Annotated in this window: 18 protein-coding genes; 10 read left to right on the top strand and 8 right to left on the bottom strand. The window is 29.5% G+C overall.

From position 1 onward, the window contains the following. Nucleotides 1-72: 72 nt before the first annotated feature. Nucleotides 73-1,050, bottom strand: coding sequence for a hypothetical protein (locus EI427_RS25300; RefSeq protein ID WP_126620333.1), 978 nt, complete (start codon nucleotides 1,048-1,050; stop codon nucleotides 73-75). Between the two features lie 772 nt (nucleotides 1,051-1,822). Between EI427_RS25300 and EI427_RS25295 the strand changes: the two genes are divergently transcribed. The 6 genes from EI427_RS25295 (at nucleotide 1,823) to EI427_RS25270 (ending at nucleotide 9,077) form a co-directional block, all read left to right on the top strand. After that, nucleotides 1,823-3,016, top strand: a complete 1,194-nt coding sequence (locus tag EI427_RS25295; RefSeq protein WP_126620331.1) for an efflux RND transporter periplasmic adaptor subunit — start codon at nucleotides 1,823-1,825, stop codon at nucleotides 3,014-3,016. Nucleotides 3,017-3,023: 7 nt separating this feature from the next. Further along, nucleotides 3,024-6,134 (top strand): efflux RND transporter permease subunit, encoded by a 3,111-nt coding sequence (locus EI427_RS25290; protein ID WP_126620329.1) that lies wholly within the window; start codon nucleotides 3,024-3,026, stop codon nucleotides 6,132-6,134. 13 nt (nucleotides 6,135-6,147) lie between these two features. Continuing rightward, on the top strand, nucleotides 6,148-7,551 hold the full coding sequence (locus tag EI427_RS25285; protein ID WP_126620327.1) for a TolC family protein: 1,404 nt from the start codon (nucleotides 6,148-6,150) through the stop codon (nucleotides 7,549-7,551). 124 nt (nucleotides 7,552-7,675) lie between these two features. Continuing rightward, entirely contained in the window at nucleotides 7,676-7,939 is a 264-nt protein-coding gene (locus tag EI427_RS25280; protein ID WP_126620325.1) for a hypothetical protein, read from the top strand. A gap of 62 nt (nucleotides 7,940-8,001) precedes the next feature. Next, nucleotides 8,002-8,436, top strand: a complete 435-nt coding sequence (tnpA, locus tag EI427_RS25275; RefSeq protein ID WP_126615292.1) for an IS200/IS605 family transposase — start codon at nucleotides 8,002-8,004, stop codon at nucleotides 8,434-8,436. Between the two features lie 347 nt (nucleotides 8,437-8,783). After that, nucleotides 8,784-9,077: an outer membrane beta-barrel protein gene (locus tag EI427_RS25270; protein ID WP_126620323.1), complete on the top strand. Its 294-nt coding sequence runs from the start codon at nucleotides 8,784-8,786 to the stop codon at nucleotides 9,075-9,077. Nucleotides 9,078-9,625: 548 nt separating this feature from the next. Here the strand turns inward: EI427_RS25270 and EI427_RS25260 are convergent. The 5 genes from EI427_RS25260 to EI427_RS25240 all read right to left on the bottom strand — a co-directional run bounded on the left by EI427_RS25260 (nucleotide 9,626) and on the right by EI427_RS25240 (nucleotide 13,263). Next, on the bottom strand, nucleotides 9,626-9,907 hold the full coding sequence (locus EI427_RS25260; RefSeq protein WP_126620320.1) for a transposase: 282 nt from the start codon (nucleotides 9,905-9,907) through the stop codon (nucleotides 9,626-9,628). Nucleotides 9,908-10,112: 205 nt separating this feature from the next. Then, complete coding sequence (locus EI427_RS25255; RefSeq protein WP_126620318.1) at nucleotides 10,113-10,490, bottom strand: hypothetical protein; 378 nt, start codon at nucleotides 10,488-10,490, stop codon at nucleotides 10,113-10,115. A gap of 177 nt (nucleotides 10,491-10,667) precedes the next feature. Then, nucleotides 10,668-11,219, bottom strand: coding sequence for an HdeD family acid-resistance protein (locus EI427_RS25250; protein WP_126620316.1), 552 nt, complete (start codon nucleotides 11,217-11,219; stop codon nucleotides 10,668-10,670). Nucleotides 11,220-11,270: 51 nt separating this feature from the next. Beyond that, nucleotides 11,271-12,122, bottom strand: a complete 852-nt coding sequence (locus EI427_RS25245; RefSeq protein ID WP_126620314.1) for a hypothetical protein — start codon at nucleotides 12,120-12,122, stop codon at nucleotides 11,271-11,273. A 169-nt stretch (nucleotides 12,123-12,291) separates the two neighbouring features. Continuing rightward, a complete protein-coding gene (locus tag EI427_RS25240; protein ID WP_126620312.1) occupies nucleotides 12,292-13,263 on the bottom strand; it encodes a dimethylarginine dimethylaminohydrolase family protein in 972 nt (323 codons plus the stop codon). 213 nt (nucleotides 13,264-13,476) lie between these two features. Here EI427_RS25240 and EI427_RS25235 point away from each other — a divergent pair, with 213 nt between their 5' ends. Beyond that, on the top strand, nucleotides 13,477-14,385 hold the full coding sequence (locus EI427_RS25235) for a helix-turn-helix domain-containing protein (protein WP_126620310.1): 909 nt from the start codon (nucleotides 13,477-13,479) through the stop codon (nucleotides 14,383-14,385). A gap of 80 nt (nucleotides 14,386-14,465) precedes the next feature. Here EI427_RS25235 and EI427_RS25230 read toward each other — a convergent pair whose 3' ends face one another. Next, nucleotides 14,466-14,924, bottom strand: coding sequence for an Lrp/AsnC family transcriptional regulator (locus tag EI427_RS25230; RefSeq protein ID WP_126620308.1), 459 nt, complete (start codon nucleotides 14,922-14,924; stop codon nucleotides 14,466-14,468). Between the two features lie 127 nt (nucleotides 14,925-15,051). Between EI427_RS25230 and EI427_RS25225 the strand changes: the two genes are divergently transcribed. From EI427_RS25225 to EI427_RS25215, 3 genes are all read left to right on the top strand, one after another. Next, nucleotides 15,052-15,885, top strand: a complete 834-nt coding sequence (locus EI427_RS25225) for a YitT family protein (RefSeq protein ID WP_126620306.1) — start codon at nucleotides 15,052-15,054, stop codon at nucleotides 15,883-15,885. 172 nt (nucleotides 15,886-16,057) lie between these two features. Continuing rightward, the gene (locus EI427_RS25220; RefSeq protein WP_126620304.1) at nucleotides 16,058-17,014 is read left to right on the top strand and encodes a T9SS type A sorting domain-containing protein; all 957 of its coding nucleotides are present in this window, start codon (nucleotides 16,058-16,060) and stop codon (nucleotides 17,012-17,014) included. A 516-nt stretch (nucleotides 17,015-17,530) separates the two neighbouring features. Next, nucleotides 17,531-19,180: a M1 family metallopeptidase gene (locus tag EI427_RS25215; protein ID WP_126620302.1), complete on the top strand. Its 1,650-nt coding sequence runs from the start codon at nucleotides 17,531-17,533 to the stop codon at nucleotides 19,178-19,180. A gap of 105 nt (nucleotides 19,181-19,285) precedes the next feature. Here the strand turns inward: EI427_RS25215 and EI427_RS25210 are convergent, their stop codons facing one another. Next, complete coding sequence (locus tag EI427_RS25210) at nucleotides 19,286-19,648, bottom strand: hypothetical protein (RefSeq protein WP_126620300.1); 363 nt, start codon at nucleotides 19,646-19,648, stop codon at nucleotides 19,286-19,288. Nucleotides 19,649-19,804 lie beyond the last annotated feature (156 nt).

Raw genomic sequence — 19,804 nt, 5'->3', positions numbered from 1 at the left:
CGCAGTTATTAAATAATTTTTAAATGTGGTTACATCAATTTAATAAAAAGATGCAACCACTAAATGCATAAATTAAGCTAAAGTAGCGCTCTCTCTTACAAGAGGGTGGTGCCAACAACGGAAAGAACCGCCTTGCCATATCATAGAGCTAAAAGGAGTAGCAATTACTTCTTGTCCAGCATCTTCTAAATCTTTAATTAATTCAGGTAATTCAGAAGGAACCATGATAGTTTTTTCATCAATTACAAGGTTATTACACGCTTGTTTTGTTTCAGCATCTTCCACAGAAACTTCAATTAGTTTCCAATCTTCTAATAACGGAGGTATACCATCAACAAATGCTTCTTTACAGATAATAGCCAGTCCTTCTCTTGGTGTACATAAAACACAGTCTAAGTGCAAGAAATTACTAGAAAGTTTAACTTCATGAATTCTGTATTCATCACCTAAATATCTTTTTAACCAAGCAATACCAGCAGCATTACTACCATTACCAGAATGTCCAACAAGTATATCCTTACCTAAAAGAAAAACATCACCAGATTCAAGGTACGATCCACCACTATACGGGAAGGGTTCTGGCATAGCAACAATTTGAGCATCGCTATTTTCAAGACGATCATTAAGCGTACGTCTAATTGCCCATTTAGTACTACGTCTACCTTGGTTTTGTAAACTCGTTTCTATGTAGTTATTACCAATAACAACAATCTCATCTCTAGGGTACATCGATAAACGAAGAAATTCACCTTCCCCAAAGAATGTTAGTTCTTCTTCATTTGGTTTTTCACATTGATGCACTTTAATGCCTCTTTCTTCTAAAAGATCAATTGCCGTTTGAATCTGATCTACTTGTTCTTTCCATAATTCAGGAAGTTTTTCTTCAATACTACCTCCACACGTTTTAGTAAATCTTTCTACAGCTAAATCACTTAACCAAGGTCTCATATATTCAGGAAATTCACCAGGAATATAAAAGTATGCACTACCTACAATTACTTCTTTTAAAGCACCCCATTCGTGATTGACCATTATTTCTTTTACTGACATAACTTGTTGTTATTTAATGTGTTATAAATTGAAACTTATTTCGTTATGGGACAAATATATTGGGTAAGTACATGTTTTTTCAAAATATAAATGTGAATAGAATGTAATTAAACATGAAATAAAATTAAATATGGTTTAAAATTAATGCTAAAATGGTGAATTTCTATGTATTTGTTTATTTCTACACTTCATTTTCTTTGGAAAGTGAAACTAATGAATATTAAAATCTATAGAGCTTAAGGTTACAATTTTTATTAGAATTCAAGTTTTTAGATAAAATTCAATAATTAAATGGTTGCATATTTTTTTCTATAAAAGATGTTATATATAGACTCCTCAATACTGTAAGGATAATTTTAAATCGAATGAAGACTACATTTTATAATCAACCTATTAAATAGACTAAATCACAAAAACAAAGAGATGTAGCTAATTAAAATTTTTTCATGTATAAAACCTCCATGCTTCTTAGGCAAGATAAGTCTAGTTTTTACTACTGACCCATTAAGATCGAAAAGTGTTAACAAATCCAAGTATTAAAATAATAACATAGAAATACACCATTTTTATAGTTTAAATATACCTAATTTATATTTTTTTGATGTAAAATTAATGTTTGTTCACTTATAGTGTTTGAAAAGAGTTTTTTAAAAATATAAGTTTGCTCAGTTCAGTAAAAGTTATTTCGATGAAAAAAATAGATTTCTAGTGATTTTTTTAACTGAATATTAAAATAACACTCAATTCATAAAATTTAAAATAGCACTTATTCATGTTTAATTTAGAAATGTCATCATTAAAGAGAAAAGTTAATCAACTTTTTATATTCTTCTTCTTTCTAATTATTTTATTTTATCTCCCGTCATGTTCGGATAATAAAGTTGATAGAGAGGATCATATTGAAACATACCCTGTTTTTAAGACTACAACTACTAATATTAGTAGTTATGTAAGTTACCCTACACAAATTCAAGGAACTGAAGAGGTTGAAATCAGATCTAAAATATCAGGGTATATTTCTAAAGTTTTTATTGACGAAGGTGATTATGTAAAAAAGAACCAATTATTATTTAAAATTGAAGCTAATACTTTAGAACAAGATGCTTTTGCTGCAGAAGCAGCAATAAAAACAGCTGAAGCAAAAGTAAATCAAGCAGAAATTGAAATTGAAAAATTAGAACCTTTGGTTGAAAGAGATATTATTAGCAATGTTGAATTGAGAACTGCTAAAGCTAATTTAGCATCTCTAAAAGCACAATTAAATCAAGCAAAAAGTACGTATAAAAGTATAGTTGTTAATAAAGATTATACTTATATTAAAAGTCCAACAAGTGGATTTATAGGTAGACTTAACTTAAAAGTAGGAGCATTAGTTAGTCCAAATGATGCAAACCCGTTGTCAACTATTTCAGACACAAAAAATATTCATGCTTATTTTTCAATGAATGAAGATAATCTTTATGATTTAATAAAGGGGCTGAATGGGAATACTTTAGATGATAAGATTAATTTTTTACCAAAAGTCTATTTTGAGGCTTCTAATGGTGAAATTTATAATAAACAGGGAGCATTAAACGCTACGTCAGGAAAAATTGAATCAAAAACTGGAGCTATTCAATTGAGAGCATTATTTGATAATTCTGAGTATAGTTTATTAAGTGGGAGTAGTGGGAAAATTAGAATACCAGTTTATTATTCTAATGTTATTACCATACCAATGTCTTCAACTTTTGATTTACAAGGACAGAAATGCGTATATGTTTTATCAAAAGATAATATTTTAATTGCAAAATCAGTCGAGGTATTAGATCAAGTAGAAAGACAATACATTATAGGGGAAGGTTTAAATAGTGGTGAAATAATTCTTGCCGAAGGGGTAAATAAAGTACGTCCGAATATGGTAATTAAACCTAACTATGTTGATATGAGCAACATTATCCTATCTTTTAATACAGTATTTAAATAATAATATAATGTTACAAAAATTTATTAGTAGGCCTATATTATCGGGTGTTATTTCAGTTATCACTGTAATCTTAGGTGTTATAGGTTTAAAAACGATTCCAGTTTCACAATATCCTGAAATTGCACCACCGACAGTAGAAATAACGACAAGTTATCCAGGAGCAAATGCACAAACAATTATTGAAAGTGTTATAGCACCTATCGAAGAACAAATCAATGGTGTAGAAGGAATGAAATACATGACTTCTACTGCCAATAGTGATGGTTCAGCAAAAATAACAGTAATATTTAATCAAGGTATCGATCCAGATATTGCAGCAGTAAATGTCCAAAACAGAGCTTCTAGAGCAAATGCAATATTGCCTCAAGAAGTTATTAGATATGGTGTTACAACACAAAAAACACAAAACTCAGCATTGATGTATTTGTCTATTGTTGCAACTTCTGATGATTATGATGAAACCTTTCTTCAAAATTACGCTAATATAAATGTAATTCCAGAATTAAAACGTATTAGTGGGGTAAGTAAGATAGATGTCTATGGTAGTAAGAGTTACACTATGAGAATCTGGTTAAACCCTTCGAAAATGGCTATTTATGGTTTAATTCCCGAAGATATTAGAAGAGCCGTTACAGAACAAAGTAGAGAAGCAGCTCCGGGATCATTAGGGCAAAACACAGGTCAATCGTTTGAATATGTTTTGAGGTATAAAGGTCGATTTAAAGATGAAAGGCAATATGAAAATGTTATTGTTTTTGTTGATAAAAAAGGGAATAATATTTATTTAAAAGATGTTGCTAAAGTTGAATTAGGAGCCTTATCTTATTCATTAGCATCTCAAGAAAATGGAAAAAGTGCAGTTACATTTGGTGTGTTTCAATTACCAAATACTAATGCTCAAAAAATTAATGAAGCTTTAATAAATAGTTTAGAAAATTTAAAATTAAGTTTTCCAAATGGAATAAAATATTCAATTGTCTATAATACAAATGATTTCCTAGTAGCATCAATTGATAAAGTATCTCATACTTTAGTGGAAGCATTTATACTGGTATTTTTAGTTGTTTTTATTTTTTTACAAGATTTTAGATCAACTTTAATTCCTGCGATCGCTGTTCCTGTTTCAATTATTGGAACATTCTTTATACTTAATATCATAGGTTTCTCTATGAACCTTTTGACACTTTTTGCATTAATTTTAGGAATTGGGATTGTTGTAGATGATGCAATTGTAGTCGTGGAAGCGATTCATGCTAAACTAGAAAGTGGTATTGACAATGCGTTAGAAGCTTCAAAAACTGCAATGAGAGAAATAACAGGATCGCTTATTTCTATTACACTTATTATGGGTGCAGTTTTCGTTCCTGTAACATTTTTGAATGGTCCTTCAGGAATGTTTTATAAGCAATTTGGTATAACACTAGCTACAGCTATTCTAATTTCTGCTATTAATGCTTTAACATTATCTCCTGCATTATGTGCTCTATTTTTAAAGCCTCATCAAAATAATTTAAATGATATTAAGAAAACTAAATTACAAAGGTTTTATGATTCATTTAACACAGCATTTGAATTATTGAAAAATCAATATTTATCAATTTTAAAAAAATTATTTAAATTCAAATGGATTACAATTGTAGGATTAATCATATCAGTTATTAGCATTCTTTGGCTTAATAAAGTAACGCCACAAGGTTTTGTACCTTCAGAAGATAGAAGTGTCATAATGTCTAATATAGAGTTGCCTGCGGGAGCTTCTTTAGGAAGAACATTAGCAGTATTAGAACAGTTAAATGACATTACAAGAGATTTTGACGAAATTGTGGATTTTAATTATTCTGTTGGGACTAACTTCTTTTCTGGAGCAGCTAGTAGTAATGCACAAGGTTTTATTTTACTTAAAAACCTAGAGGAAAGAAAAGATCCAGGATCAAGTTCTGATGCAATAATTCAAAAATTATTTTCACGAGTATCTGAAATTAAAGATGCTAATATAATATTCTTCCAGCCAGCAAGTATTCCTGGCTATGGTGATACAGGTGGTTTTGAAGTTCGTTTTATTGATAAAAAATCAGGTAAATTATCAAATTTAAATAAAGAAGCTACAGCTTTTGTTGAAAATTTAAATAACAGAAATGAAATTGGTTTCGCCTCTAATTCATTAAATACTAACTTTCCTCAATATGAAATTGACGTTGATTTTGCGAAAGCAAAAAGGTTTGATCTTGAAGTTTCATCAATATTAGATGTTTTACAAGGTTACGTTGGTAGTCTTTATGTAACTGATTTTAATAAATTTGGTAAACCATATAAAGTTTATATTCAGTCCTCACCAGAATTTAGAAAAAACAAAAATGATTTATCTTCAATTTTTGTGAAGAATAATAAAGGTCAGATGGCTCCAATTAAAAACTTCATTTCTTTAAAATACATAAATGGAGCTCAATCATTAAATAGATTTAACCTTTATAATTCAGTTACTATAAATGGTTCTATTAATCCAGGTTTCAGTTCTGGTCAAACAATTGAAGCAATTAAACAAGAAGCTAAGAAATTGGGTGGAAATTATAAAATTGAATTTAGTGGATTAACTAGGGAAGAGATTGAGAGTTCTGGTCAGGCACCTATTATTCTATCAATAAGTATTTTATTTGTGTTTTTATTATTGGCTGCACAATATGAAAGCTTACTGTTACCATTCGTTATAATTCTTTCTTTACCAATAGGAATTGCTGGTGCTTATTTTTCATCGTTTGCTTTTGGGCTAGATAATAATATTTATTTCCAAATAGCATTGGTAATGTTAATAGGTCTATTAGCCAAGAATGCTATATTAATTGTTGAATTTTCTAAGCAAAAAAGAGAAAATGGTTTATCAATACAACAAGCTGCTTTAGAAGGAGCTCTTGATAGATTAAGACCGATTTTAATGACATCTTTTGCTTTTATTTTAGGGCTTCTTCCATTAGTCTTCTCAAACGGTGTTGGTGCCGCAGGAAGTAGATCTATTGGAACTGGAGCTGCAGGAGGATTACTTATTGGTACTTTATTCGGGGTATTAGCGATTCCAGTATTGTACATAATTTTCCAAAAACTAGATGAGAAAATAAAAAATTAAAAATATTTCCGACATGAAAAAAATATTATATCTTAAGAAAATTTCATTATTTCTTATATTAATTAATTTAATAGGCTGTTTAGCCACAAAGAAATACATAGCTCCAAGTACTGAAAATTTATCTTTATTTAGATTAGATAGCCTTTGTTCTACTGGTGAAAATATTGGAGAAATTAGTTGGGGTGAATTCTTTAGTGATTCAATTTTGAAAAACTATATTGACACTGCATTAATTTACAATATTAACAATAAGGTTGCTTTTAAGAATATAGAAAAATTCAGAGCTACAATGAAAAAAGGGAAGATGTCTTATCTTCCCACAATAGGAGTTAATGCTAATTATATGAGAAATAATGTCTCTAATAATTCTTTTCAAGGTAGTTTTTCACCAACTACATCATATAATGATTTTACTTTAGAAAGTTCAATAGGTTGGGAGGCTGATATTTGGGGGAAAATTAAGAGTAAAAAGTTAACGAGTTTTGCACAATTTGAAAAATCAATAACAGCCCAAAAAACTATTCAAGTTCAGTTGATTGCTAATCTAGCTAGGACATATTATCAATTACTTGAGGCCGAACAAAGTAAGGAGTTATTATTAAAAACGCTAGATGTTAGAGAGAGAAGTTTATCTGCTATTATAAGTTTAAAAGAGGCAGGTAGAAGTAATACTTTAGCAGTAAGTCAAGCAAAAGCTCAATTGGAAAATGTTAATATATTATTGACAAATATTGAAAATAAAATATTCAATTTAGAGAATGCTTTAATAATTTTAATTGGTAATAAAAGTATTAATTTAAAAAGGACTTCTCTAGAAAGTCAGGTAATACCGGCTTCATTAAATGTAGGTATACCTTTAGCCGCTATTAGTAATAGACCAGATGTGAAAGAAGCAGAATTAGACTTTAAAATAGCTTTTGAAGAATATAATGTTGCAAAAGCGAGTTTATACCCAAGTTTAGTATTATCTGCAAATATAGGTTTGAATAGTCTCAATGCTGGAGATTTATTTTCTGCAAATTCTTTCTTCTATAATTTCACAGGAGGACTTACACAGCCTCTTTTGAATGGGAGAAAATTAAAAACCGAGAAAGAATTAAAAAAACTAGATCAAGAGATTAAACTTTATAGTTTTCAACAGAAAGTTTTAGAAGCTAGTATTGAAGTTAGTAATTACCTCAATGACTATAAAACATTAACTAAAAATAATTTAGCATTAAAAAATCAAGAAGATTTATTAAAGAAATCATTAGATGATGCTCATTATTTATTAATTGGTGGTTTTGCAAATTATCTAGATATCTTAAATGCTCAAGAGAACCTACTTACTATTCAGTTAATGCATATTGAATCGATGTCTCAGAAATTACAATCAACAACATATATTTTTGAATCTGTTGGTGGAGGTAAAATGTAATAGGTTATAAAGTTGAACTATAAAATTTAAGGTGTATTAAAAAGTATGCTCTTTGATTATTTGTTATTAGAGCATTTAAACCTAAAAGAATCACTAATAAGTTACATGATAATTTAAATAAATTATGGAAAATAACTCAAAAGAAAAAGAAGCTTTAAAAGTTGAATCTCAAACAGGAACTCCTAAATGTTCGGAAGGTATTGAAAACTCAAAAGATGAAGTACCTACTGAGCTAAATAAATTTGATGTATTTATATCTGAAATTGATACTAAGGGTTCTAAAACTCTTAAAGAAATCAAAGAGGGTATCGCTTCTGGTTTAATTAAATTTAAAGTAGAATACGGAAATTTAAAATCAAACATTTATTGGTCTCATAAATGGGTTTAAAACCCTGCACTTTCAGTGCAGAACTTTAGTATTTCGAAAAAATCTACTACATTCTGAGTATTATGACACATGAGTATAGAAAAGGTCATCATACAGTGACTAGGTTGACCGTCCATATAGTTTTTGCGACTAAATATCGTTATCAAGTTCTAGAAGGAGATATTCAAAAACGATGTAGATCTCTTCTCATTCAAATTTGTGAAGCAGAAGGTATTGAGATCCTAAAAGGAGTTGTAAGTAAAGATCATGTTCATATCCATATAGAGTACCCTCCGACTAAAAGTCTTAGTGATATTTTGAAACGTATGAAAGGTCGAACTTCAAGGTTACTTCAACAAGAATATCCTAGTTTAGGAAAAAGGTATTGGGGTAAGCATTTTTGGGCAGGAGGTTACGGCGCTTGGAGTACAGGTAACATTACAGACGAAATGGTCAACGACTATTTAGAACATCATAGGAGCGATATGGACGATAATTCCAACTTCATGTTGGAATAAGAGGAAGTGAGCGTAGGACTTTCAGTCCTACCCCCAAACCTCTGCACTTTCAGTGCAGAGTGGTTTAGTCTTCAATACCTGAAGATAAAGAAAATATCAAATAAGGTTTATAAACCTAAAAGAATCACTTAACAAGTTAAACGATGAAGTATTTTCTGAGTTAAATAATTTTGATGTATTTATATCTGAAATTGATACTAAGGGTTCTAAAGCTCTTCAATAAATCAAAGAGGATATCGCTGTGATGACCTATTAAGGAAAGGGTTATCACAGCTTATTTATTATATATGACTTAATTAAAGACCCAAACTTTCAAAATCTAATAACAACAGTTTGAATAAATTAATATGAAATTTAAAATATTCTCATTAAATACCTTTTTATTAATTACAGTTTCTATAGCATTTGCACAAGAGGGTACGGAAGTAACTATTAATGAGCAGAAAGAATTAAAAAAGGAATCCAATAAACTTTCTATTTCAGGTTCAGTTGATTTATATTATAACTATAATTTTTCAGGACAAGATATACCTAATATAAAAACGTATTTTACTGAAACACAAAATTCTATTGCAATAGGTATGGCTAATGTAATTTTATCTCAGTCTGGATTTGCAATAAAAAGTTGGACAAATAATTAAGGCACCTTAAACATTTTCTCTTTAGGACTTCGTTTTTTTTTTTAAAAAAAGAAAGAAAAAGCAGCTAGTTCAAATAATTTTAGAATATCTGATTATAATACAATTAATGCATTCACATTATCAGGTAATATTAATCTAGGACCTTTAAGAGTAATTCCTGAACTTCGTAGAGACACCTCAGATATGGAGATTTTCTTAAATCATAATAACAAAGCTGTAAATTCTGCTAATCAAACTACTATTGCTGTAGTTTACGAATTCTAAACAAACTACTCCTTAGGTTCCCATTTCCATATATACTAAATCTATATCGCTATGAATTAGATTGAAATTATGACTTAATTATGAACTGAGAAAAATAAACTGTGAATCAAATCGAGACAGCGTTCAGATTACACTCCCGAGAATTATGTTAAATCAATTTTTTCTTTTTTATAGAGAAAGGATTAGACTATATATTTAGTCTAATCCTCTAATTTTAAAACGTATTCACTTATTAAAGAGGGTAGAGAAAATTCATGAACAAGTTTACTGTCTTTTCAAGATATCTATTTTTGCTTCTCTAATAATAGAACCTTTTGTTCTAGCTCCAATAATTTTTGTTCTGGTGTCTTTCCCATTTTTAAATCAGATTTATTATCCCAATCTAAATTACCATACTTTCTTATCCAAGTATGGACCGTAGCATTACCTTGGATTCCATATTTAAGTCTTGCAGCTGTTATTCCTATTTCTCCTCGTCCCACTTCATCTACAACTTGTAATTTAAAAGAGTAGCTGTAATCTTTTTGTGTGCGCTTAGTATACTGATATTCTTGATGATCATTCATAATGTTACGTTTTGTGTAACACTAATTCAGGACGAGATATATTTAAAAAATATAGAGGCAGTCACCATAACTAATAAATTATGAGACTGCCTCTTTATTTAAAAATTTACCCACTTTTTGGCAAAAGTGCCATTATGTACTTGATATAATTCTTTATAGTCAAGTTAGTAGATTATAGAGTTGTCACTTTTTCAATGATCTCTATTTAAGAAACTACTTGATCCTTTTCATTATCCTTAGAAAAAGAATTATTAGACTTATCGTCTAACTTATTCAGTAATTCTTTTAGTTTATGAAAATCTTGTTTGACATTTTCTTTATCTTCAGATAATGACGCGTCAATTTTACATTTTACGTTTTCATATTCTTCTTTAATTTTACTTAAATCAGAAGCGATACTCTCTTTGATTTCTTGAAGAGCTTTAGAACCCTTAGTATCAATTTCAGATATAAATACATCAAAACTATTTAACTCAGAAGATACTTCATCTTTTAAGTTTTCAATACCTTCCGAACAATTAGGAGTCTCTATTGTAGTTTCCGTAGCTTTTAAAGCTTCTTTTTCTTTTGAATTATTTTCCATTCTTTATTTTAATTATTAAGTAATTCTTTGAGGTTTATAAACCTTATTTTATATTCTCTTTATCATCAGATAATGAAGAATCAATCTTTGATTTTAAATTTCCGTATTCTACTTTAAATTTGTCTAAACCAGTAGCGATTTTTCACCTCTAGTCTTTGGTTTATGATTCATGGAAATTTATCCTTTTGAAGGGAATTTCATGTTCAATTTTTTCAATTTTAGAGCGATAAAAAATTCTGATAGTCCAGTGTTAATTAATGATAAACTTGTGATGAGTGCTACAGTCATTCCTGCCAATAAAATGTTGCCAAGTAAACAAAAACCAAAAACTATACTTATAATTCCAGAAAATAGGATCCAACTCCAATAGCTAGAAAAATCTTTGTATTCAATTGCTTTTGCTACAGTATCAAAACCTTTAAACGTAACATAAAAGCCAAGATAGAGTGGTAAAGTACTGACTGATAGGAAAGGTGCTGAAAGTAAGATAGAACCAAACAATGTTGTGAAAATGCCATCAGTTAATGTCCAACCCCAACCAAGAATACTATTTCTATTTATAATAGCTGATATGATTTTTGCAGCTCCAGAAACTAGAAAAATTAAACTAAATATGTAAGATAAGGATAACCAAATGTATAATGGATTCATAAAAGCCCATATTCCTAAGGCAATAAATAGAAAACCACTAATTAACGGTAGATACCAATGTTTAACACTAAACTCCATTTCTTTTAGTAAATTAGTTATACAGTAAAAATATACTTGTTAGTATCCTTATTAAAATGATAATCTAACACAAGGTTGAGGTACAAAATGACCCGCTTTATATTTAGCTAATTCTTTATTAAAGTGCATACCAATGCCACAACCGACTTCTAATTTAGAGGTATGACTTTTAAAGATATTATCTCTTCCTACATCAAAAAGAAAGCGTACTTGTGATAGAAAATCTGTACCTAAGTCTGCACCGCCAAATTCTGCTCTATTTTGTACTTGAGGAATTAAATCAAAAAATCCGTGAATTCTAAAGCCAATTCTTTCCCAAACATGTATGTTAAAAGCACCTGTTATCTGCATAGAATTTTCTTTAACATTATCCGTTCTCCAATAAGTAGAAAGCTTAATGAAATCTTTTTTAAGAGGACCTTTAAACGTAAAACCCATACCAGCTAAACCTGCGGCACTACCATTTGTCATGTTTATTTGAAAATCTAAAGAGACATCTGCAATAGGGCCAAAAGAAAAGTCTTTACCTGTAACGCCTCCTAAACTAATCCAAGGGTATACCTCTGAATACAATCTATATTGACCAGATGTTTTGTCTAAGGTTTCATTTTCGTAGCCTGCTTCATAAAAACCATCAGGAGCAAATAAAAAGTTGACAAATCCATAAACACCACCCCATTTTGTAATGGTTGTATGGTCAAAGGTAAACATTCCCATACCACCATTTTTTGGATTTTGACCATTCATAAAGTCAGTATTATTCCAACCATATTGGTATTCTATAAAAGTGGTTGATAGTTTACCAGGCGTATTCATTTCTGTATCTTGAGCGTAAAGATGTATAGAAATTAGAAATGAAAATAGTAAAAAAAATATTTTCTTAGAGAGTATTTTTGAATACATTATTGTTTTTTGTATTGAAGTTGAAAGTGTTTTTTTGTTGTAGTGCTTAGGGTAAAAAGTGGTGATTACGTCTATATACAATAGAATATTATATAGACGTAATCACGCTTAGAATTAAGAACTTAGTAAAATCAATTTATTACTAGTATAAATTAATTTTGATGTATTTTTATATAGCACTCTCTCTTACAAGAGGGTGGTGCCAACAACGGAAAGAACCGCCTTGCCATATCATAGAGCTAAAAGGAGTAGCAATTACTTCTTGTCCAGCATCTTCTAAATCTTTAATTAATTCAGGTAATTCAGAAGGAACCATGATAGTTTTTTCATCAATTACAAGGTTATTACACGCTTGTTTTGTTTCAGCATCTTCCACAGAAACTTCAATTAGTTTCCAATCTTCTAATAACGGAGGTATACCATCAACAAATGCTTCTTTACAGATAATAGCCAGCCCTTCTCTTGGTGTACATAAAACACAGTCTAAGTGCAAGAAATTACTAGAAAGTTTAACTTCATGAATTCTGTATTCATCACCTAAATATCTTTTTAACCAAGCAATACCAGCAGCATTACTACCATTACCAGAATGTCCAACAAGTATATCCTTACCTAAAAGAAAAACATCACCAGATTCAAGGTACGATCCACCACTATACGGGAACGGTTCTGGCATAGCAACAATTTGTGCATCGCTATTTTCAAGACGATCATTAAGCGTACGTCTAATTGCCCATTTAGTACTACGTCTACCTTGGTTTTGTAAACTCGTTTCTATGTAGTTATTACCAATAACAACAATCTCATCTCTAGGGTACATCGATAAACGAAGAAATTCACCTTCCCCAAAGAATGTTAGTTCTTCTTCATTTGGTTTTTCACATTGATGCACTTTAATGCCTCTTTCTTCTAAAAGATCAATTGCCGTTTGAATCTGATCTACTTGTTCTTTCCATAATTCAGGAAGTTTTTCTTCAATACTACCTCCACACGTTTTAGTAAATCTTTCTACAGCTAAATCACTTAACCAAGGTCTCATATATTCAGGAAATTCACCAGGAATATAAAAGTATGCACTACCTACAATTACTTCTTTTAAAGCACCCCATTCGTGATTGACCATTATTTCTTTTACTGACATAACTTGTTGTTATTTAATAGGTTATAAATTGAAACTTATTTCGTTGTCAGGCAAATATATTTTGTAAGTACATGTTTTTTCAAAATATAAATGTGAACAATATGTAATAAATTACAAAATAAAATCACAAACGGTATATATAGATGTTATTAATGGTATATTTCTATGTTAAAGTCTATTTAATTGTTTAATAAGTGATACATAATAAAAAAAATGAAAACAAAGTTAGAGCAATACAATTCAAGTAACATTAATGATTTTCTTAAAACATTAGGTTTAGAAGATACCAATAACCCATTATTCTATATTTCTAGTTTTGAAGGCGTGAATATTTCTGAAGTACCTGCAATGTCTTATAAGCATGATTATTTTGAAATTAATTTATGTATTGGCTTAGATGCGAAAATTAGTATCGACGATTATGAAATAAATCCAATTGATTTTAATTTGAATTTTATCTCTTCTGGTCAGAAAGCTACTTGGGAAGTAAAGCAATCAGATGCTACTTATATGAGTTACATCGTTCTTTTCTCTCCAGAATTTTTGCCATTTACTAAAAACATATTTGATGTATTTGAGAACTTTCCATTTTTTAATCACTTCACTATTCCGGGATATAAATTAGATAGAGGACAAATCAATAAGTTTATTTATTATTTTGATTTAATGATCTTTCATTACAAAGATCTAACAAAGGATAATCTCGAAATCATTAGGGCCTATCTTACATTATTGCTATTTAAAATGAAAGAAGAATTGGTTTTTGTAAATGAAGTAAACTCTATAAAAACTAAGAAAGAGGAGATAACTTTAAAGTTTGAAAATCTGATTAAATCAACATCAGAAAAATTTCATCCAATAAAATTTTATGCAGATAAATTAGAGATAAGTACTGTCTATTTATCTGAGTGCGTAAAAACAGTGACAAATTTAACCGCAAAACAAATTCTTGATGATTACATAATGATTGAAGCAAAATCATTAGTAGCACAATCTAATTTAAATTCTTCACAGATAGCGTCTAGGTTAGGCTTTATAGATGATTCTAATTTTATTAAATACTTTAAAAGTAAAACAGGGTTTACTCCAATGAAATATAAAAAGGAGTTACTTAACAAGTAGCACCAATTACTATAGATAGTATGAGTTATTCCTAATTACTTTATATGAGGATTTTTGTGTTCTTTTAGAGATTCTAAATCTTATAAGATATTATTTACCTTTTCATTTTGTAAAACCATTGTTGTTTGGGTACTATGTATATACTCTAGAGTAGATAATTTATCAAGAATAAAGCTTCTTAATTCATCTGAGTCTTTTACAGCAACATGTAGAATAAAATCATTATCACCTGCCATATGAAATAATTGAAGGACGCCTGTCAATTGAGAAACCTGTAATCTGAAATCTTCAATTATTGAACGATGTTGTTTATTTAGTTTTATTTCTAATATGACTTCGATGTTAAGGCCAAGCATTTTGTGGTCAATCTGAGCAATTGCACCCTTTAAGTATCCTTTTTGTGTTAATTTCTTTATTCTATCATGAGTACTAGATTGAGCAATCTCAATTTTTGCAGCAATTTCTTTATTTGATAGCCGAGCATTATTCAGTAATAAGTTTAAAATCTGAATATCTTTCGAGTCTAGTTCATCCTTCATAGTGATGTAGAATTTATTTCGTTTAAAATGATATAGTGTCTAATATAATTGTGTTAAATTGTATTATAACATAATTTTGTGTGAAAATAAATCAAAAAAAGGAATAAAGTATATTAATATTTATTATATGTCAAATAGTATAAATTTCATTAAACAATTTAAGTCTTATTACATAATTGCACTTGGACTTTTCTTAAATGCCTTAGGTTGGACTGGATTTTTAATACCCTCCGAAATTGTTGGTGGTGGAGTAAGCGGAGTAGGAACTATTATTTACTTTATGACAGGTTTTAAAGTAGGGTACTCTGTTTTTATTATAAATGCGTTTTTAATAATCATTGCTATGAGAGTCCTAGGCTTTGGCTTTGGGGTAAAAACTATATTTGCCACATTTGTGCTATCTTTCTTTTTATGGTTACTACAATCAATTATAACTGCACCTTTGGTAACTGATAGGTTTATGTGTGCAATAATTGGAGGATTGATGGCGGGTACAAGTGCAGGCCTTATTTTACAACAAGGTGGAAGTACAGGAGGTACAGATATAGTTGCCATGCTTATTAATAAATATAAAAATTATAGTCCCGGTCAGCTTATTCTAACATTAGATGTAATGGTTATCTTATCTTCATACCTTTTAACTAACTCTATTGAGCAAGTTGTTTATGGCTGTGTTGCAATGGGTGTAAGTGCATATTGTGTTGATAAAGTAATTGAGGGGAGTAAGCAGTCTGTTCAAATATTTATTTTCTCTAAGGAGTTTGATAAGATAAGAAACAAACTTATTCTAAATTTTGACCAAGGAATGACAGAACTTCAATCTAAAGATAGTTTATCACAAAAAAATATGGAAACCTTAATGCTATTAGTAAAGAAAAAGGATACCCAATCAATTCTTAAAACGGTGATAACTATAGACCCAAAAGCATCAATTTCAGTAGGGTCGGTAATAGGAGTTTAAATAAGTACTACTGCTTTTTTATAGTTTACAGTCACCTAATGATAGGAATTCTAAACAATTCTTTTTATTATTTTAACAACTTTAAATTAGAAGAAATTTTTTATTCAAAGGTGAATATTTTTCGTTGCAGATTATACAAATTAATCTTATCGCTAAATAAATTACCTTCGTTATGAAAAAATATATACTTCTAATTTTTGCACCTTTTCTTATTGCATCATGCACTACTTTAGATAGTGAGCCTCTTGCTTTTAAAGCAAGTGAAATTAATTATACTGAGAATGCTTTTTTTGTAGATGAAAATACTATTTACATAGATGATATAAATGGAGGAGAATATGAGTATTATAATAATAGTGATGACATATTAGAAATATCATTTGATAGTTTGACAGTTTCTGATGCAAAAATAACTTTTATGGGAACAGGACCCATAAATTTATATATTAATGGAGATGTTATTTTTATTAAAACGGAATTTATTAGAAATAATAAGAATTATCGAGTTATTGTAAAGCCTAATTCTTCACTTATATTAAATGATAATGACCCTTTAATTACGACTGAAAATGAACAAGAATATAGCGAAGAAGACTTACCTGTCGAATTAATATCTTTTGATAGTAAATTAGTAAATAACCAGGTAGTGTTAGATTGGAGTACAGCAACGGAAATTAATTCTGATAACTTTGAAATTCAACGCTCAATTGACACAAGAAATTGGGCAGTAATTGGTAATGTTAAAGCAGCTGGTAACTCAAGCACAAAATTAGATTATCAATTTATAGATACAAATTTACCTGTAGCATCTGTAGTCTATTATCGTTTAGTAGAAACTGATTTAGACGGTTTATCTCAAACGTTTGGTCCTAATGCTATTTATTTAGAGCAAACTCAAAATACAGTTAGTATTTATCCAAACCCCGTCAATTATGGCGAGAATATTCATGTAGTATCAACTTATAATAATATGGACATTAGAATATTTGATGCCTCTGGTAGAACGTATGCTGAATTTGAAACAGAATACAATCATATAGAGTTACCAATGATATACGGACAAGGAGTATTATTTATTGAAGTGAAAAGTGGGGCTGCAACTACTACAGAAAAAGTAATTGTAAGATAAAACTTCTTTAAAATGAAAGTGACTGCCTAAAAATTAGGCAGTCACATGAGAATAGTTGAAGAAAGAACCTTCAGTTTCTTTCATTCGGGTTGATAGTTATCTGTTCATTAAACCTCTTGACAGTGAAGTTTTAGCAATGCAAATTCTTCACTCAGAAATACTCTAAAGAGTAATGAGGTTTACTACACTTTATGATATGCTACTACTACTTTTTTTACTTATTTTTTTGACTAATCTTACTTTATTATAGGCAAGACAGTCTATATATTTTTAACCTTTTTATTAAAGGATAATGGGTGACTATTTATTTTTGAAATCGAAATACCTAGTTCTATTATTATTAATTTTTCATTTAATGAGAGCGTTAATTCGTATTCAATATAGAGACCATTAGCATCGGTGGGTTGACATTTTTATGATGTTAACGAATGTGATTCTTCGTTTTTCTCTAAAAAGGGGTTTTTATAAAAGTAAGATTGTGTATTTTTGTTAGCACTTAATTTTAACAATCAAGCAATGTTTAAACCACTATTTATTCTTTTCTTATCCGTATTGTCTTTCAATTCTTTTGGACAATTATTACAAGGTGATAAAGCAATTTTTACTGAACAAGATACTTTAAGAGGTTCTATTACTCCAGAAAGAGAGTGGTGGGATTTAAAGTATTACCATTTATCTATTGAGGTTCTTCCTGAATCAAAAAGTATACTAGGTACAAATAAGGTAGAATATACTGTGTTATCTCCATTTCAAGTGATGCAAATTGATTTACAAAAACCAATGGAAATCACTAAAGTATTGCAAGAGGATAAAGAACTAAAGTTTTTTAGAAATGGTAATGCTTTTTTCATCACTTTAGAAAAACAACAAAATATAGGAGATATAAACAATGTCGTTATTTATTATAATGGTCAGCCAAGAGAAGCCGTTAATGCACCTTGGGATGGTGGTTTTACATGGAATAAAGATACAAATGGGAATGATTTTATAGCTACATCTTGTCAAGGTTTAGGAGCAAGTGTTTGGTGGCCAGTAAAAGACCATATGTATGATGAACCAGACTCTATGAGAATTTCTGTAGAAGTATCAAATTTATTGATGGACGTTTCTAATGGTCAGTTAATCAAAGTTGAAAAAAATAGAAGAAAAAAAACAAAGACCTATCATTGGTTTGTTGATAATCCTATCAATAATTATGGTGTAAATGTAAACATAGGAGACTATGCTCATTTTTCTGATAAATATGATGGAGAAAAAGGAGAACTCTCACTAGATTATTATGTTTTAAAACCAAACTTAGAGAAAGCTAAAAAGCAGTTTCAGCAAACTAAGCAAATGTTAGAAGCTTTTGAACATTGGTTTGGTCCATACCCTTTTTACGAAGATGGTTTTAAGTTAGTAGAAGTACCTTATTTAGGAATGGAACATCAGAGTTCTGTTACCTACGGGAATCAATTTCAAAATGGTTACTTAGGCAGAGATTTAAGTGGTACAGGATGGGGACTTAAATTCGACTTTATTATTGTACATGAGGCAGGGCATGAGTGGTTTGCAAACAATATTACAGATAAAGATATTGCAGATATGTGGATTCATGAAAGTTTTACATCTTATTCTGAATGTCTATTTGTAGAGTATTTTTATGGTAAAGAAGCCGGGCAAGAGTATGTAAGAGGTACGCGTGCAAGTATTCAAAATGATAAGCCAATTATTGGGATATACGGTGTAAATGCTGAAGGTTCTGGAGATATGTATTATAAAGGGTCTAATATGCTTAACATGATTAGACAAATTACCAATGATGATGAAAAATGGTTAGCTACTTTGAGAGGGCTTAATAAAGATTTTTATCACCAAACAGTTGAGACTAAACAGATAGAAAATTATTTAAGCAATCATTTAGAATTTGATGCAAAACCTATTTTTGATCAGTATTTAAGGACTAATCAAATACCAATTTTAGAATATAGAATTTATGAAAACAGGTTGTCGTATCGCTTTACTAGTGCACTGCCTACTTTTAAAATGTCTGTAGATATACTGTTAGGAGAGAAGAAAGAAAGAATTGAGGTAACTACTAATTGGAAATCAATAGATATTCAAGAAGAAGTTAAAGACATAAAAATTAACCCTAATTATTATATGGGGTTGATGAAAATGCAATAAAAAAAGTAGAACGTATTTAGATTACGTTCTACTCGTCTATTATTGTAATAAAGGAATACGAATATTAATACTAGAGACTTGTTGTATTACAGCAGGTCTCTTTTTTTAGATAAATTTATGGTACTCCATTATTTTGCTTCCACTATCTTTAGTAACAACATAAAGATATTTTAATTTGTTGTTTTTGTCGAAACCTGTTACATAACGGTAATCTTTGTTGTAAGTAACCGCGTACAGAATTTCATTTTTATTTTCTATAAGAATATCACCGTTTTTAAAAACGCATTTTAATTCACGTTGGTGGTTGTCTTTAAGTCTTCTATTAATCTTAATTACAGTTTCTTCTGGCGAGCCAGTATTCAACATAATTTCTGTTGTATTTGTATCAGCAGATAAAGGAGAAAATTGCATTGTTAAGGCAATCACAGCAACTATAGAGAACACAAAAAGGGGCGTTAATATCTTCATAGCACAATTTTAAATATGGATATTGTTGGTAAATTGAATGGTTTCTCAATATATGTTGTAATTAGATTAATTCAAAAAATAATGTGTTTAAATCTATTCAATACTGTACAATATTAAAAAAGTGCTATGCTTTAATTAGATAAATTCAAGTGTACT

It is taken from the genome of Flammeovirga pectinis (assembly GCF_003970675.1).
Lineage (GTDB): Bacteria > Bacteroidota > Bacteroidia > Cytophagales > Flammeovirgaceae > Flammeovirga > Flammeovirga pectinis.
Note: the sequence above shows the minus strand (reverse complement) of the source record. Positions and strands in the feature narration are given on the sequence as shown.